Below are 16,936 nucleotides of genomic sequence, written 5' to 3' on the forward strand. Positions count from 1 at the left end.
GGTGCGGGTGCCGACTCGCGGAGGCAAGGGTGCACGCGACGTGCTCGCGACGTACTTGGAGGGCGAGTCGCGCACTTGGAGGCCGTTGCAAAGGCCTCCAAGTGACGGTTTCCCCGCTCGAGCGGGGAAACCGACAGCGCGCCATGACTACCGACCCGTCACCTTGCGCGGCCACCAGAACGTGTCGCCGAGGGTGAGGGCGAGCGCCGGGACGAGCACCGTGCGGACGACGAGCGTGTCGAGGAGCACGCCGACGAAGATGATCGCGCCGAGCTGGGCGAGCACCACGAGCGGTAGCACGCCGAGGACGGCGAACACGGCGGCGAGCAGGATGCCGGCGCTGGTGATGACGCCGCCGGTGGCGGTCAGCGCGCGCAGCATGCCGGTTCGGGTGCCGTGGTCGCGCGCCTCCTCGCGGGCCCGGGTGACGAGGAAGATGTTGTAGTCCACGCCGAGCGCGACGAGGAACAGGAACGCCAGCAGCGGCACCCCGGTGTCCATCGCCTCGAAGCCGAACACCGTCTGGAAGAGCCACCACGACGCGCCCATGCTCGCGGCGTACGTCGCCACGACCGTCGCGACGAGCAGCAGCGGGGCGACGATCGAGCGCAGCAGCAGGAGCAGCGCGCCGAGCACGAGCAGCAGGATGAGCGGCAGGATCAGCTTCCGGTCGCTGGCGGCGTACTCCTCGGCGTCGAGGGCCTCGGCGTCGCCGCCGCCGACGTGGGTGTCGTCGAAGTCGGCGACCGCGTCGCGGACGTCGAGCACGACGGCCTGGGCGCCGTCGCTGCCGGGCGCGGCGTCGGGCACGGCGTCGATGCGCGCGATGCCGTCGCCGGTGCTGGTGATGCGCGCCGAGTCGACGCCGTCCACCTCCTCGACCGCGGCGAGGACCTGGTCGGGCTTCTCGCGGGTGAGGACCTGCACGGGGTCGCTGGTGCCGGCGGGGAAGGACTCGCCGAGGCGCTCCGCCGCCGCGATGGCCTCGGGCTGCTCGAGGAACTGGTCGGCCGGGTCGAGCCCGGTGGTGATGGACAGGGTGCCGGTGGCCAGGACCGCCAGGCCGGCGACCGTGGCGACGACGAACGTGCGCGGCCGGCGGGCGACGGCGTCGCCGACCCGGCGCCACACGCCGCGCGAGTCGACCAGGACGGCGTCGCCCACGTGGGGCACGCGCGGCCAGAACACCCACCGGCCGAACAGCACGAGCGCAGCGGGAAGGACGACGAGGGCGAACGTCGCAGCGATCACCACGCCGACCGCACACGCGAGACCCAGGCCGCGGGTGGTCGGGATCGCCGAGAGCAGCAGCGTGAGCAGGCCGAGCACGACGGTCGTGGCGCTGGAGAGCACCGCCTCGAAGGTCCGGCTGAGGGCGTGCGCCATCGCCACGTGACGCGACTCGGTGGTCTTGAGCTCGTCGCGGTAGCGCGAGATCAGCAGCAGGGCGTAGTCCGTGCCGGCACCGAAGACGAGCACGCTGAGGATGCCGACGGTCGACTCGTCCCACGCCACGCTGACGGCCTCGAGCACGTTGGTCGACACGATCGCGGCCAGGCGGTCGGCGATGGCCACGACCGTCAACGGCACCAGCCAGAGCACGGGGCTGCGGTAGGTGATGATCAGCAGGATCGCCACGACCGCGGCGGTCGCGGCCAGCAGCCGGATGTCGGCCCCGTCGAAGACCTGTCCGATGTCCGCCTGGATGGCCGCGGGGCCGGTCACCTGGACCTCCACGCCGTCGGGCGCGTCCGCGTCCAGCTGGTCGCGCAGCTCCTCCACCTGGTCGATGTTGTCGGTGTTGGATTCGGAGACGACCGGTACGGCGACGATCGCCGCGGTCTTGTCCTCGGACACCACCACGGGGGACTGCTGCCCCTCGCCGCCGCCGGGCGGTCCGCCCTGCGACCCACCCTGCGACCCGCCCGGCTGGCCGGACGCGCCGTCGGGGGCTTCGCCCTGCGCGTCCGCCTGCCCGTCCGCCTGCCCACTTGACTCCGACAGGAGGGCGAGCCCCTGCTGGGTCAGCTCGCCCTGCGTCGCCTGGTCGAGCTCGCCGGACTCGGCGGTCCACAGCACGATGGCGACCTGGCCCTCGTCGTCGGGCAGCTGCTCCTCGAGCTCGACCGCCAGCGTGCTGTCGGCGCCGACGGGCAGGGTGTCCAAGGGGGACGCTTCACGCTCGCCCTCGGGCACGAACGCGATCACGAACACGGCGAGGAGGATCGGCGCGAGCGCGAAGAACCAGGCCAGTCGGCGTCCGGCGATCGCCCGAGCGGGCGCGGGGGTGTGGTGGGAAGGCACGACGTCTCCTCGAGGAGATAGCTAGGGAAGGTGATTGCTAACTAAGTTACTTATCAAGTTAGCGGTAGTATCATGAGGAGGCAAGCCGAGACGACGACCGGAGGTGGGGACCGCGTGACGGACGACCAGCACGCTGTCGCGCCCCCGCCGTGGGTGGGTCGGGGCAGGGAACGGGCCCAGCCGCCGACGCTCCTGGCGCTGCGCGACCTCGTCGCGGCCGGGAGCCGGGTCAACCACGTCGTGTCGCGGCGCGCCGGTCTCAGCGAGACGGAGCTGGTGACGCTCGAGCACCTCAGCCGCGAGCAGATCGGCCCCGCGGAGGTCGCCCGACGGCTCGAGGTGTCGACCGCCGCGGCGACCGGCATCGTCGATCGCCTCGTCGCGCGCGGCCACGTCGAGCGTCGTCCCCACGAGCTCGACCGCAGGCGCACCGAGCTGCACATCACCGACTCCGGGCGTGCGGAGATCATCGGCCACCTGATGCCGATGTTCGGCGCGCTCGACCGGCACGACGCGACCTTCACCGAGGAGGAGAAGGCCGTCGTGCAGCGCTACCTCCGCGGGGCGACGGCGGCGTTCGAGCGGGTGCTGGACGACTGAGGCCCGGACGGGTCGGTCGTCGCGCCCGCCGGGTCGACGTACGGGGTCAGTCCTCGATGCCCGCCATGCGGTGCGCCACGAGCGCGGCACCGACGATGCCGGCGCGGTTCTGCAGTGTCGCGGGCACCATCTCGGTCTCGACCTTGATGAGGTGGCCGAACTTGTCCCACGACTTGCTGACCCCGCCGCCGATCACGAACAGGTCGGGGGAGAACAGCCGCTCGAGGTGGCGGAAGTAGGCCGTGAGGCGCTCCGACCACGCCTCCCAGGACAGGCCCTCGCGCTCGCGGGCGCTGGTCGCCGTGGTCGCCTCCGCGACCGCGCCGTCGAGCTCGAGGTGACCCATCTCGGAGTTGGGGACGAGCTGGCCGTCCCAGATCATCCCCGAGCCGATGCCCGTGCCGAGCGTGATGACCATGACCAGTCCGCCCCGCCCCTTCGCGGCGCCGTACTCCGCCTCCGCGAGGCCCGCCGCGTCGGCGTCGTTCACCACGTGCACCTCACGCCCGAGGGCGGCGGTGAAGATCGCGTCGGCGTCCTCGCCGATCCACGACTTGTCGATGTTGGCCGCCGAGTGCACCACGCCCCGGCGGACGATGCCGGGCACGGTCACGCCGACGGGCCGCGTGGACGCCGGGAAGCTGTCGATGATCTGGCCGAAGACCTCGGCGACCGCCTGCGGTGTCGCGGGTCGCGGGGTGTCGATCCGGATGCGGTCGTGGGCGAAGTCGCCGACCTCGAGGTCGACGGGGGCGCCCTTGATACCGGTGCCGCCGAAGTCGATGCCGAAGGGGTGTTCCATGGCGACCAACCTATCGCCAGCCGTTCGCCGATGTGACGGGGGCAACACCCGGCGAGACGTCCCGGCGGGACGACTTGACAGAAAGTAGGGTCTTGTCAACCGGCTTTACACATCCTATGGTCGTGTAAACCCGACGGCAGGAGACCACGACGATGGCCGGCTACCCCACCCGACTCGCTCCCAGCGGCACGGTCCCGGACGGCACCACCGAGCTGTGGACCGACAGCAAGCGCTACCTCTGGCTCATCGGCCTGGTCGTGCCGAGCCTGGCGTTCGTCGCCTTCGGCGGCTACGTCGCGACCGGCTGGAGCGTGTGGTTCTGGGTGGGGCCGATCGTCATCCTCGGCATCGTGCCGGCGATCGACCTCGTCGCAGGCCTCGACCGCTCCAACCCGCCGGACGACGTGATCGAGGCGCTCGAGCAGGACCGCTACTACCGGTGGATCACCTACCTCTTCCTGCCGATCCAGTACGCCGGCTTCCTGGGCGCGATGGCCGTGGTCGGCGGCTGGGACGTCCTCGGCGTGCTGGCCGACCAGCCGCTGTCGACGATCGACCGGGTCGGCCTGGCGATCTCGATCGGCTGCATCGGCGGCATCGGCATCAACACCGCCCACGAGCTCGGCCACAAGAAGGAGGCCAACGAGCGCTGGCTGTCCAAGATCGCGCTGGCCCAGGTCTGCTACGGCCACTTCTACATCGAGCACAACCGCGGCCACCACGTCCGGGTCGCCACCCCCGAGGACCCCGCGAGCGCCCGGCTCGGGGAGAGCTTCTACGCGTTCTGGCCGCGCACGGTCGGCGGCTCGCTGCGGTCCGCGTGGCGGCTGGAGAAGCGGCGTCTCGCTCGCCGCAAGCAGTCACCCTGGCGCCTCGACAACGACGTCCTCAACGCGTGGCTGATGACGCTCGTCCTCTGGACGGCGGTGCTCGTCGCCTTCGGCATCGAGGTGCTGCCCTTCCTCGTCATCCAGGCGGTCGTCGGCTTCTCGCTGCTCGAGGTGGTCAACTACATGGAGCACTACGGGATGCTGCGGCAGAAGGTCGGCGAGGGCGACCGCGAGCGCTACGAGCGCGTCCTGCCCGGGCACAGCTGGAACTCCAACAACATCGCGACCAACGTGCTGCTCTACCACCTGCAGCGCCACAGCGACCACCACGCCAACCCGACCCGGCGCTACCAGACGCTGCGCGACTTCGAGGAGAGCCCGGTGCTGCCGACCGGCTACGCCGGGATGATCGTGCTGGCGGTCGTGCCGGCCGTCTGGCGGCGGGTGATGGACCAGCGGGTCGTCGACCACTTCGGTGGCGACGTGTCGCTCGCCAACATCAGCCCGCGCAAGCGGGACACCTACCTCGAGCGCTACGGCGCCGCGAGCCGCGTGCCTGGCCCCGACGGGAGCGCGACCGTCTCCGCCCTCGACCCGGGCGCGGAGGTGCTGGCCGCGCGCTGCCCGGGCTGCGAGTACGTCTACGAGGTCGCGGCCGGCGACGAGCACGAGGGCTTCGCGGCCGGCACGTCCTGGGCGGACGTCCCCGACGACTGGTCGTGCCCCGACTGCGGGGTGCGCGAGAAGGTCGACTTCGTCCCCTGCCCGCCCGAGCGCTCGGTGGTCTGAGCGCGCGCTACGGCGTACGAACTGCGGCCGGACGACACGACGAAGCGCGTCCCTGCGTCGCCCGGCCGCAGTTCGTCAGGTGCGCGAGAGCCTCAGCGGACGACCTCGCGCCGGTCGTCGGCGAGCCGTCGGGTGAGCCCGGCCCGGTCGAGCCGGTCGAGCAGCGGCAGCACCACCCGGCGCGACGTGCCGAGGTCCTGACGCGCGGCGCTGGTGGTGAAGGGCTGGTCGAGGAGCGCCAGGCGGGCCGCCGCCGCCTCCGCCGCCCCCGGCAGCAGGACGAGTCCCGGGGCGACGCGCCACAGCAGGCCGGCGCGCTCGGCCGCACCGAGCGCGCGGTCGTCGAGGCCGAGGTCGCGGAGCCGGTCGGCGGTGGGGGCGGCGAACGGCGCGTCCTCGAGCTCACGGCGTACGACGTCGACGGCGGCGGCCACCGCCGTCGGGAGGCCCGACCCGGGCGCTCGCACCCGCCCGCCGACGACCTGCAGCGGCGGGCGGACCAGCGGCGTGACGAGGTCCGGGCTCGGCAGGCGGAGCCGGTCGGCCAGCACGGTCAGCGGCACGTCGGGGTCGAGCGGGTGGGAGCGGGCGTGCTCCTCGACGAGCGGCGCCAGTCGCTCCGCCAGCGCCCCGGCGAGGCCCCGGCTGACCAGCCAGGGGCCGGCCTCGAGGTGGTCGCCGGACGTCACGGGCACGCCGATGCGGCGCAACCGGTCGCGGTGCGCGAGCCCCCGGCGGGCGAGCTCGTCGGCCAGTCGCGGGGTGCCGTCGGCATCCGCGAGCTGCGCGGCGCGCCGCGCGGCCGCACCTCGACGACGCAGCCGCGGGGGGTCGGGGTCGAGGACGTCGACGCGCCACAGCCGGCGGTCGCCCGGGTCCCGCAGCAGCATGCGGTCGCCCACCCGTAGCGGCAGGGCGCGCTCGATCGTGAGCCGGGAGATCCCGCCGCGCGGGTCGCCGAGCGGGCGGTGCCGCACCGCGACGTCCGCGGCCCCGACGTGCAGCTGCGGTGCGAGCGGCGGACCGCCGTCACCGGGCCCCGGCCGCAGGCGTACGTCGACCACCTCGGTGTGGTGCCACGCGTCGGGGGTGGTCAGCACCGTCCCCCGCCCGATCGCGTCGACGTCACCGGTGAGGTTGAGCGCGACGCGGGCGGTGCCGCTCACCGCGTCGGTGTCCTGCCCGAGCGCCTGCAGCCCGCGGACGCGCACCACCCGGTCCCCGTCGGCAAGGGTGTCGCCGACCCGGACGGTGCCGGCCGGCAGGGTCCCGGTGACCACGGTGCCGGCACCCCGCACGGTGAAGCGTCGGTCCACCCAGAGGCGTACGTCGGCGTCGGGGTCGGGTGGTGGCAGCACGGCGAGCATCTCGGCGAGGGCGGCGCGGAGGTCGTCGAGCCCGGCGCAGGTGCGGCCGCTGACCGCGACGACCGGAGCGCCGGCCAGGCTGGTGCGGGCCACCTCGGCCGTCGCCCGTGCCACGGCGGGCGCTGGGTCGGCGAGGTCGCTGCGCGTGACGGCGACGACCCCGTGGCCGACTCCGAGGGCGTCGAGCGCGGCGAGGTGCTCGGCCGCCTGCGGCATCCACGGGTCGTCGGCCGCGACGACCAGCAGGGCCGCCGGCACCGGCCCGATGCCCGCGAGCATCGTGGTGAGGAACCGCTCGTGGCCGGGGACGTCGACGAACGCCACCTCCTCGGAGCCGCCCGGGCCCGGCCACGACGTCCAGGCGTAGCCGAGCTCGATCGTCAGTCCGCGCCGCCGCTCCTCCTCGAGCCGGTCGGGGTCGGTGCCGGTGAGCGCGCGCACCAGGGTGGACTTGCCGTGGTCGACGTGACCCGCGGTCGCGACGACGTGCATCAGGCGCGGCCCGCCCCCGCGGCGCGGCGTACGGCGTCGGCGATGGCGTCGTCCTCGACGGGGTCGACGGCCAGCAGGTCGAGCAGCAGCCGGCCGCGCACGGTGCGGCCCAGCACCGGCGGCTCGCCGCCACGAAGCGGTGCGGCGAGGTGATCAGGCAGGGAGACGGCCGCGCTCGCCAGCTCCACGCCGGGTGCGCCGCCGCCACCGACGGCGCCCGCGGAGTCGACGACCTCGGCCCCGAGCGTCGCGACGAGGTCGGCGGGCCACGCCCCGATGATCGCGCGCGCCCGCGCCCGGAGGTCGTCGACCGACCGACCGAGCGCGGCCCGCACCGGGGGCACGGGTCCGACGAGGGTCGCCTCGAGGGCAGCCAGGGTGAGCTTGTCGACGCGCAGGGCGCGGGCGAAGGGGTCACGCCGCAGCCGCTCGACCAGTGCGGCCTCCCCGAGCAGCAGGCCGGCCTGCGGACCGCCGAGAAGCTTGTCGCCGGAGGCGGTGACCAGGTCGGCGCCGTCGCGGAGGGCGCGCCCGGCGTCGGGCTCGTCGGGAAGGCGCGGGTGCTGCTCGAGCAGCCCGGAGCCGATGTCGACCACGAGCGGGACCCGTCGCCCGGCGTGCTCGAGCCCGGCGAGCTCTCGCGCCGGTACCGAGGAGGTGAAGCCGGTGACGGCGAAGTTGGAGGGATGGACCTTGAGCACGAACGCGGTCGAGTCGTCGACCGCCGAGGCGTAGTCGGCGAGGTGCACCCGGTTGGTCGTGCCGACCTCGCGGAGCCGGGCGCCCACGGACTCCATCAGCTCGGGGATGCGGAAGCCGTCGCCGATCTCGACGAGCTCACCGCGGGCGATGACCACGGTGTCGCGCCCGTCGTCGCCGCGCGCCAGCATCCGCGTGACGAGGGCGAGGGCGGCTGCGCCGTTGTTGACGACGTGGACGCCGCCGGCATCCGGCACGGCGGCGGCCAGCGCCTCCAGCGCACCGCGGCCGCGTCGTCCGCGCTGCCCGGTCGCGAGGTCCAGCTCGACGTCGGTGGCCCCGGCCGCCGTGCGCACCGCCTCGACCGCGGCGCCGGACAGCGGTGCGCGGCCCAGGTTGGTGTGGATCACCACCCCGGTCGCGTTGACCACCCGCCGGAGCGTGGTGGCGGACGGCGGAAGCGCTGCGACCGCGGCGTCCGCGACCGCTGCCGGGTCGAGCTCGCCGGCCCGGCACCGCTCCAGCGCGCCGGTGACCGCGTGCTTGACGAGGACCGGACCCAGCCGGGTCGCGGCCGCCTGCAGCCGCGCGTCGGCCAGGACGTGGTCGGTGCGGGGCGTGGCCCGACGCGGATCTGGCACCCACCCCTCCTCGTCCGACGCCCCGGCTCACGTGTGGCGGAGGCGGACGGGAATCGAACCCGCCCGACCCAGCTGCTGGGTCGCAACGGTTTTGAGGACCGCGTCCGTCACCAGACGAGAACCGCCTCCGCGAGCCACCCTAGTGCGTGGCGACACGTCTCTCCGGACCGTCCGCCTGCGAGGCGACGTACGCCACCCATGCGGTGTAGCCGCCGGCGAGGTCCGTCGCCCGAGGGAGGCCCAGCTGCTGGAGGGTGTGGGCCGCGAGGCTCGAGCTGTAGCCCTCGTGGCAGACCAGCACGATGCGCCGGCCGGGGTCGTCCGCCACGGCCAGGCGGTGCGGGCTGGTCGGGTCGAGGCGCCACTCGAGCACGTTGCGGTCGACGACGAGGGCGCCGGGCAGCTCGCCGTCGCGGAGGCGCTGCTGCATCGGGCGCATGTCGACGACGAGCGCCCCCGCTGCGGCGACGGACTCCAGGTCCGCGGGCTCGACGCGGTCGAGCGCCTGCCGGCACCGGTCCAGCAGGCACGCGATGGCAGAGCCGTCGGCGTCCATGTGGGGACACTAGGTGCGCGTCACGGGCGCCGCCACGGGCAACGGGGTGAGGGCGGGCGCCGGCCCGGTGCCTACATTGGGCGGGTGAGCACGCGCACGAGCACGACCGGCCAGTCGATCCGCCTCACCCAGTACGCCGCCGGTGGCGGGTGCGCGTGCAAGGTGCCGCCCGGCGAGCTCGAACGCGTGCTCAGCGGGCTCGGCCGGGGCAGGGCGTCCGGCGACCTGCTAGTCGGCCTCGACCACGGCGACGACGCGGCCGCCGTCCGCATCGATCCCGCCCCCGACGGCACCGGCCGCGCCGTCATCGCCACCGCCGACTTCTTCACCCCGGTCGTCGACGACGCCTACGCGTTCGGGCGCATCGCCGCGACCAACGCGATGTCGGACGTGTGGGCGATGGGCGGCACCCCGGTGGTCGCGGTCAACCTGCTCGGCTGGCCGCGGGACCGGATCCCCTTGGATGTGGCGGCCGAGGTGCTGCGCGGCGGGGACGACGCGTGCACCGAGGCGGGGGCGTTCCTCGCCGGGGGGCACAGCATCGACGACCCCGAGCCGAAGTACGGCCTGGCCGTCACCGGCCTGGCCGACCCCGACAAGCTGCTGCGCAACGACGCGGCGCAGGCCGGGATGCCGCTGACGCTGACCAAGCCGCTCGGCCTCGGCGTGCTCAACAACCGCCACAAGGCGACCGGCGAGTGGTTCGAGGAGGCGGTCGCGGTGATGACCGAGCTGAACCGTGACGCCAGCCGCGCGGCCGTCGACGCCGGGCTCCGCGCGGCGACCGACGTCACCGGCTTCGGGCTGCTCGGCCACCTGATGAAGATGATGCGCGCGAGCGGCACGACGGCCGTGATCGACGCGGCGGCGGTGCCGTACGTCGACGGCGCGCGCACGTCGCTGGCCGACGGCTTCGTGCCGGGCGGCAGCCGACGCAACCTCGACTGGGTGCGCCCGCACCTCGACGCATCCGTCGACGAGGACGAGCTCGTGCTGCTGGCTGACGCGCAGACGTCCGGCGGCCTGCTGGTGGTCGGTGAGCTGCCCGGGCACCCGGTCGTCGGCGAGGTCGTGGCGGCCGGCGAGCACGCGATCGTCGTCCGCTGACACGCCCACCCCTCCGGCGGTGGACGTACGTCGTACGCCGTCCGTAGTGTCGTGGCCCAGCACACACGCGGAGGTGACGGCATGGCGGAGTCGAGGTCTCTCCTCCCGTGGCCCGTGCTCCGCCAGCTGACGAGTGGCGACCTCCTCGGACGCGGCAAGGCCGTGCGCTCGCGACGGACCGACGAGGTCGAGCCGCGCACCACGACCGCCGACCGCGTCGCCCGCAGCGTGTGCCCCTACTGCGCCGTCGGGTGCGCCCAGAAGATCTTCGTCAAGGACGAGAAGATCGTGCAGATCGAGGGCGACCCCGACAGCCCCGTCAACCGCGGCCGGCTGTGCCCCAAGGGCTCGGCCAGCAAGAACCTCGTCACGAGCGAGCTGCGCGAGACCACGGTCAAGTACCGCCGCCCCTACGCCACCGAGTGGGAGGAGCTCGACCTCACCACCGCCATGGAGATGGTGGCCGACCGGGTCGTGAAGTCGCGGCGTGACGCGTGGCAGGAGCTCGACGAGAAGGACCGTCGGGTGCGCCGCACCATGGGCATCGCCAGCCTGGGCGGAGCGACGCTCGACAACGAGGAGAACTACCTCATCAAGAAGCTGTTCACCGCGATGGGCGCCATCCAGATCGAGAACCAGGCGCGTATTTGACACTCCGCCACCGTCCCCGGTCTGGGGACCAGCTTCGGACGCGGCGGCGCCACCGGCTTCACGGCTGACCTGGCCAACGCGGACTGCATCATCATCCAGGGCTCCAACATGGCCGAGGCCCACCCGGTGGGCTTCCAGTGGGTGGTGGAGGCGCAACGGCGCGGCGCCAAGGTGATCCACGTCGACCCGCGGTTCACCCGCACCAGCGCGGTCGCGGACAAGCACGTCCCGATCCGCGTCGGCAGCGACATCGCGTTCCTCGGCGGCATCATCAGCTACGTCCTGGAGAACGAGCTCGACTTCCGCGACTACGTCGTCAACTACACCAACGCCGCCACGCTGGTGAGCGACAGGTTCGAGGACACCGACGACCTCGACGGGCTCTTCAGCGGCTTCGACCCCGACAAGCGGACGTACGACCCCACCAGCTGGCAGTACGACGTCGAGGACGCGCCGGGCCAGCAGAGCGAGGCGCAGGCGGACGACTCCGAGGAGACCGAGGAGCAGCGCGACACCGCGGCGGGCCTGCAGCACGAGGCGCACGGCATGCAGGTCGAGGGCAAGCCCCGGCGGGACGAGACGCTGCAGCACCCGCGCTGCGTCTACCAGGTGCTCCGCCGCCACTTCGCCCGCTACACCCCCGAGGTGGTGGAGCAGACCTGCGGCGTCAGCCAGGCCGACTTCCTCGAGGTGTGCCGGGCGTGGACGGAGAACTCCGGCCGCGAGCGCACGACCGCACTGGTCTACAGCGTCGGCTGGACCCAGCACAGCGTGGGCGTGCAGTACATCCGCACGGGCGCGATCCTGCAGCTCCTGCTCGGCAACATGGGGCGCCCCGGCGGCGGCGTCATGGCGCTGCGCGGTCACGCGAGCATCCAGGGATCGACCGACATCCCGACCCTCTTCAACATCCTCCCGGGCTACCTCCCCATGCCCAACCCCGACCAGCACCCGACGCTGACCGACTACGTCGACAGCATCCGCAACCCCGGCAGCAAGGGCTTCTGGTCCAAGGCCGACGCCTACACGGTGAGCCTGCTCAAGGCCTACTGGGGCGACGCGGCGACGGCCGACAACGACTTCTGCTTCGACTACCTCCCCAAGATCACCGGCGACCACGGCACCTACCGCACCGTGCTCGACATGATCGACGGCAAGGTGTCCGGCTACTTCCTGCTCGGCCAGAACCCTGCGGTGGGATCGGCCCACGGCCGGGCCCAGCGGCTCGGCATGGCGAACCTCGACTGGCTGGTCGTGCGCGACCTGTTCGAGATCGAGAGCGCGTCGTTCTGGAGGGACTCACCCGAGGTCGCGACCGGAGAGATCGTGCCGGAGGAGTGCCGCACGGAGGTGTTCCTCTTCCCGGCGGCGTCCTACGCCGAGAAGGAGGGCACGTTCACGCAGACCCAGCGGATGCTGCAGTGGCGCGAGAAGGCGGTGGACCCGCCGGGCGACTGCCGCTCGGAGCTGTGGTTCTTCTACCACCTCGGCCGGATGCTCCGTGAGCGCCTGGCCGGTTCCACCGACGACCGCGACCGGCCACTCCTCGACCTGGCGTGGGACTACCCGGTGCACGAGGAGGGCGCCCTCGGGAGCGACGGTGCCCGGGCCTGGGGCGAGCCCAGCGCCGAGGCGGTGCTGAAGGAGATCAACGGCTACGAGGTCGCGACCGGCCGCCCGCTGTCGAGCTTCGTGGAGATGAAGGCCGACGGCTCGACGGCCGGCGGGTGCTGGATCTACACCGGCGTCTTCGCCGACGGCGTCAACCAGGCCAACCGGCGGAAGTCGCGCCACGACCAGTCGTTCGTCGCGCCCGAGTGGGGCTGGGCCTGGCCGCTGAACCGCCGCATCCTCTACAACCGCGCGTCGGCCGACCCCGACGGCAAGCCCTGGAGCGAGCGCAAGGCCTACGTGTGGTGGGACCCCGAGAAGGGCGAGGCAGGGGAGTGGACCGGCGAGGACGTCCCCGACTTCGAGAGGACCAAGCCGCCGTCCTACCGCTCGCCCGAGGGATCCGACGGCGTCGAGGCCATCGAGGGCGTGGACCCGTTCATCATGCAGGGCGACGGGAAGGGCGCGCTCTACGTGCCGCAGGGCCTCATCGACGGACCGATGCCCACCCACTACGAGCCGGTCGAGTCGCCGTTCCGCAACCCGCTCTACGGGCAGCAGGCCAACCCGACGCGCAAGGAGTACCTCCGCAACGACAACCAGATGAACCCGGCGCCCCCCGAGGAGCACAGCGAGGTCTTCCCCTTCGTCTTCACCACCAGCCGGCTCACCGAGCACCACACGGCCGGTGGCATGAGCCGCTACCTCGAGCACCTCGCCGAGCTGCAGCCCGAGATGTTCGTCGAGGTGTCCCCGGCGCTGGCGCAGGAGCGGGGCCTCGAGCACATGGGGTGGTGCCACGTCGTGACCGCCCGCTCGGCGGTCGAGGGTCGCGTGATGGTGACCGAGCGGCTCCGGCCGCTGCGGATCGAGGGCCGTACGGTCCACCAGGTGTGGATGCCCTACCACTGGGGTGCGGGTGGCCTCGTCACCGGCGACTCGGCCAACGACCTGTTCGGCATCTCGCTCGACCCCAACGTGCTCATCCAGGAGAGCAAGGTCGGCACCTGCGACGTACGACCGGGGCGGCGGCCCACCGGTGCCGCGCTGCGCGAGCTCGTCACCGACTACGCCCGGCGGGCCGGGATCAGGGACGACGTCCACCCCGGTGTCGTCACCGCATCGGCAGACGCCCAGGCGCGGTCGCTCGCGGCCGCCGAGACCAGCGACGACGACCAGGAGGGCCAGTGATCGGCCGCAACAGTCTCTTCGGGCCGCTCGACCCGGCGCCCGACGCCGGCTACACCGACGCGCCCAAGCGAAAGGGCTTCTTCACCGACACCAGCGTCTGCATCGGCTGCAAGGCCTGCGAGGTGGCGTGCAAGGAGTGGAACGACGTCCCGGAGAACCTCTTCGAGATGCTCGGCACGTCCTACGACAACAGCCACTCGCTCAACGCCAACCAGTGGCGGCACGTCGCGTTCATCGAGAAGCCCGCGTCCAAGCCCGCCGTCGACCTCGGGATGCCCTCGGTCGGCGCGCCGGTGAGCGACGTGCACGAGGACGACAAGCCCGACTTCCAGTGGCTGATGTCGTCCGACGTGTGCAAGCACTGCACGCACGCCGCCTGCCTCGACGTGTGTCCGACGGGGTCGCTCTTCCGCAGCGAGTTCGGCACCGTCGTGGTGCAGGACGACATCTGCAACGGGTGCGGCTACTGCGTCGCCGCCTGCCCCTACGGCGTGATCGACCGCCGCCGCGGGCCGGAGGGCGACCCCAAGGTCGGCATCGCCCAGAAGTGCACGCTCTGCTACGACCGGCTCACCGACGGGCAGCGTCCCGCCTGCGCCGCGGCGTGCCCGACCGAGTCCATCCAGTACGGCGACGTCGAGGAGCTGCGCGAGCGCGCCAACGCGCGGGTGGAGCTGCTGCACGAGCGCGGCGTGATGGACGCCCGGCTCTACGGCAACGACCCCGAGGACGGTGTCGGCGGCACCGGGGCGATGTTCCTGCTGCTCGACGAGCCGGAGGTCTACGGCCTGCCGCCCGACCCCGTCGTGACGACCAAGGACCTTCCGCAGATGTTCACCCGGGCCGGGATGGCGGGCACCGCGCTGCTGATCGGCGCGGCGCTGTCCTTCGTGCGGAGGCGGTCATGAGCGAGTCCACCGGCAACCGCGACGCCGGGACCGACGTGCAGCACGGCGGCAGCCCCGGCCGCTCGAAGGGCAGCTCCCGTGGTGGCGACCGGGTGATGGTGCCGGACGCCGACTTCACCTCCTACTACGGCCGGCCGATCGTCAAGGCCGCCCCGTGGGAGCGCGACATCGCCTACTACCTCTTCACCGGTGGGGTCGCCGCCGGCACCTCGCTCCTCGCGGCCGGCGCCGACCTGACCGACCGACCCGGGCTGCGACGGGCGGGCCGTCTCGGCTCGCTCGTCGCGCTGCTGCTCAGCGTCGTCGCCCTCGTCCACGACCTCGGCAAGCCCAGCCGCTTCCTCAACATGCTGCGCGTGGTCAAGCTGACCTCGCCGATGTCGGTCGGCACCTGGATCCTGACCGTGCACGGACCCTTCGCCGGCCTGGCCTCGGCGGCCGAGCTGGTGGGCATGCTGCCCACCCGCTGGCAGCGCGGGCCCGTGCGCCTGCTGCTGCGGCTCGGACGCCCGGCCGGACTGGTGGGAGCGGTGACCGCTCCGCCCGTGGCGGCGTACACCGCGGTGCTGCTCGCCGACACCGCCACCCCGGCGTGGCACGCGGCCTACGAGGAGCTCCCCTTCGTCTTCTGCGGCTCCGCCGCGGCGGCGTCGGGCGGGTGGGCGATGGCCACCGCCCCCGTCGCCGAGGCCGGACCGGCCCGCACCTTCGCCGTCGGCGGCGCCGTCGTCGAGCTGCTGATGGCCCACCGGATGGAGTCGTCGATGGGGCTGTCCGCCGAGACGCTGCACACCGGCAAGGCCGGCACGCTGATGCGGGCCAGCAAGGTGCTGACCGCCGCCGGTGCCGCCGGCGCCCTTCTCGGCGGCCGCAGCCGACTGGTCTCCGTCGTTTCGGGTACTGCGCTGATGGCCGGCTCGCTCTGCACCCGCCTGGGTGTCTACGAGGCCGGGATGGCCTCGGCCAGGGACCCGAAGTACACGGTGGTGCCGCAGCGCGAGCGGGTCGAGCGCGGCGAACAGGTGCGCTACCAGGGCTGAACCGCAGGTCGTCTCGGACCGACGGCCGGCCCCGCCGGACGAAGGAGGCAGGCATGGACACCACACCCACTCGTACGCACGACACCGACACGACCGGCGGCGGCAGCCCGGGCGGCTTCCGCTGGCTGCTGGTCGCGGCCGGCCTGCTGCTGCAGTTCTCCATCGGCGCGGTCTACGCCTGGTCCGTGTTCGGCGGCGCGCTGGAGGAAGCCGAGCCGTGGCAGCTGAGCAAGGTGCAGGCTGCGCTGCCCTTCGAGGTCACGATCGGCATGATCTTCATCGGCAGCTACCTCGGCGGTCGCCTCCAGGACCGCAAGGGCCCCCGCGTCGTCGCGCTCATGGGCGGCATCATCTACGCGGTCGGCATCCTGCTCGCGTCGTTCACCAACGGCGAGGAGGACTACTGGCTGCTGATCCTCGGCTACGGCGTGATCTCGGGATTCGGGCTGGGCGTCGCCTACATCGTGCCGATCGCGATGCTGCAGAAGTGGTTCCCCGACCGCAAGGGACTCATCACGGGCCTCGCGGTCGGCGGCTTCGGATTCGGCGCCGTGCTGACCTCGCCGGTCGCCCAGTGGCTCATCAACCAGGACCCGGACGACCCGACCAGCGCGTTCCTGCCGCTCGGCATCGCCTACCTGGTGATGTCGCTCGCGGGCGCGTCGGTGTTCCGCAACCCGCCGAAGGGCTACGTCGTGCCGGGCTTCGAGCCGGCGACCGACGCCGGCGGCGCGGTCGGCGCCGGCAAGGAGTACACGCAGGGCGAGGCGCTGCGCACGAAGCAGTGGTACCTCCTCACCGCGATCCTCACCCTCAGCGTCGCCGCCGGCATCTCGCTCATCTCGCAGGCGAAGACGAGCGCCACCGATATCTCCGGCTACAGCGTGGGCGGTGCCGCTGCCCTGGTCGGCGTGCTCGCGATCTTCAACGGCGGGGGACGGATCGTGTGGGCGGCGGTGTCGGACTACATCGGCCGGATGCGCACCTTCGCCGCGATCCTGCTGCTGCAGGGCGTCTGCCTGATCCTGCTGCCGCACGCCTCCAACATGATCCTCTTCGCCGTGCTCGCCGCGATCGTCTACCTCTGCTACGGCGGCACCTTCGGCACGATGCCCGCCACGGCGGGCGACTTCTTCGGCGTCCGCAACGCCGGCGCGATCTACGGCCTGATGCTGATCGGCTGGAGCCTCGGCGGCGTCATCGGACCGCTCGTCGCCGCGGCGCTCATCGGCGAGGAGAAGGCCTACACCGTGGCCTACACGACCATCGGGATCATCGCCCTCCTCTCCGTGGCCCTCACCTTCATCACCAAGGTCCCGGCCGGACGGGACGTCGACCACACCTGACC

The 16,936-nt window shown here is 72.9% G+C and carries 12 protein-coding genes and 1 tRNA gene; 7 read left to right on the forward strand and 6 right to left on the reverse strand.

Annotated features, from left to right (window positions below):
- Nucleotides 1–147: 147 nt before the first annotated feature.
- Entirely contained in the window at nt 148–2,304 is a 2,157-nt protein-coding gene (locus tag ACFQW6_RS13950; protein ID WP_378546191.1) for an MMPL family transporter, read from the reverse strand.
- A 114-nt stretch (nt 2,305–2,418) separates the two neighbouring features.
- On the opposite strand from ACFQW6_RS13950, the gene ACFQW6_RS13955 reads away from it, so the two are divergent.
- Complete coding sequence (locus ACFQW6_RS13955; RefSeq protein ID WP_378546194.1) at nt 2,419–2,904, forward strand: MarR family winged helix-turn-helix transcriptional regulator; 486 nt, start codon at nt 2,419–2,421, stop codon at nt 2,902–2,904.
- Between the two features lie 46 nt (nt 2,905–2,950).
- Here the strand turns inward: ACFQW6_RS13955 and ppgK are convergent, their stop codons facing one another.
- The gene (gene ppgK / locus ACFQW6_RS13960) at nt 2,951–3,706 is read right to left on the reverse strand and encodes a polyphosphate--glucose phosphotransferase (protein ID WP_378546196.1); all 756 of its coding nucleotides are present in this window, start codon (nt 3,704–3,706) and stop codon (nt 2,951–2,953) included.
- 152 nt (nt 3,707–3,858) lie between these two features.
- Here ppgK and ACFQW6_RS13965 point away from each other — a divergent pair, with 152 nt between their 5' ends.
- A complete protein-coding gene (locus tag ACFQW6_RS13965) occupies nt 3,859–5,325 on the forward strand; it encodes a fatty acid desaturase (RefSeq protein ID WP_378546199.1) in 1,467 nt (488 codons plus the stop codon).
- 92 nt (nt 5,326–5,417) lie between these two features.
- On the opposite strand, the gene ACFQW6_RS13970 is transcribed toward ACFQW6_RS13965, so the two are convergent.
- The 4 genes from ACFQW6_RS13970 to ACFQW6_RS13985 form a co-directional block, all read right to left on the reverse strand.
- A complete protein-coding gene (locus ACFQW6_RS13970) occupies nt 5,418–7,184 on the reverse strand; it encodes a SelB C-terminal domain-containing protein (protein ID WP_378546202.1) in 1,767 nt (588 codons plus the stop codon).
- A complete protein-coding gene (gene selA / locus ACFQW6_RS13975; protein ID WP_378546205.1) occupies nt 7,184–8,524 on the reverse strand; it encodes an L-seryl-tRNA(Sec) selenium transferase in 1,341 nt (446 codons plus the stop codon). Before selA ends, ACFQW6_RS13970 begins: the two co-directional genes overlap by 1 nt.
- Nucleotides 8,525–8,558: 34 nt before the next feature.
- A tRNA-Sec gene (locus ACFQW6_RS13980) sits at nt 8,559–8,653 on the reverse strand.
- A 10-nt stretch (nt 8,654–8,663) separates the two neighbouring features.
- On the reverse strand, nt 8,664–9,080 hold the full coding sequence (locus ACFQW6_RS13985) for a rhodanese-like domain-containing protein (RefSeq protein WP_378546208.1): 417 nt from the start codon (nt 9,078–9,080) through the stop codon (nt 8,664–8,666).
- Between the two features lie 117 nt (nt 9,081–9,197).
- Here ACFQW6_RS13985 and selD point away from each other — a divergent pair, with 117 nt between their 5' ends.
- From selD to ACFQW6_RS14010, 5 genes are all read left to right on the forward strand, one after another.
- Nucleotides 9,198–10,187 (forward strand): selenide, water dikinase SelD, encoded by a 990-nt coding sequence (selD, locus tag ACFQW6_RS13990; RefSeq protein WP_378547565.1) that lies wholly within the window; start codon nt 9,198–9,200, stop codon nt 10,185–10,187.
- 81 nt (nt 10,188–10,268) lie between these two features.
- The gene (fdh, locus tag ACFQW6_RS13995; RefSeq protein ID WP_378546211.1) at nt 10,269–13,640 is read left to right on the forward strand and encodes a formate dehydrogenase; all 3,372 of its coding nucleotides are present in this window, start codon (nt 10,269–10,271) and stop codon (nt 13,638–13,640) included.
- Nucleotides 13,637–14,548: a 4Fe-4S dicluster domain-containing protein gene (locus ACFQW6_RS14000; protein WP_378546214.1), complete on the forward strand. Its 912-nt coding sequence runs from the start codon at nt 13,637–13,639 to the stop codon at nt 14,546–14,548. The genes fdh and ACFQW6_RS14000 overlap by 4 nt, the downstream gene beginning before the upstream one ends.
- Nucleotides 14,545–15,588, forward strand: a complete 1,044-nt coding sequence (nrfD, locus tag ACFQW6_RS14005) for an NrfD/PsrC family molybdoenzyme membrane anchor subunit (RefSeq protein WP_378546217.1) — start codon at nt 14,545–14,547, stop codon at nt 15,586–15,588. Before ACFQW6_RS14000 ends, nrfD begins: the two co-directional genes overlap by 4 nt.
- A gap of 53 nt (nt 15,589–15,641) precedes the next feature.
- On the forward strand, nt 15,642–16,934 hold the full coding sequence (locus ACFQW6_RS14010; RefSeq protein ID WP_378546220.1) for an OFA family MFS transporter: 1,293 nt from the start codon (nt 15,642–15,644) through the stop codon (nt 16,932–16,934).
- Nucleotides 16,935–16,936: the final 2 nt, after the last annotated feature.

The organism is Nocardioides sp. GCM10028917, assembly GCF_042666175.1.
Lineage (GTDB): Bacteria > Actinomycetota > Actinomycetes > Propionibacteriales > Nocardioidaceae > Nocardioides.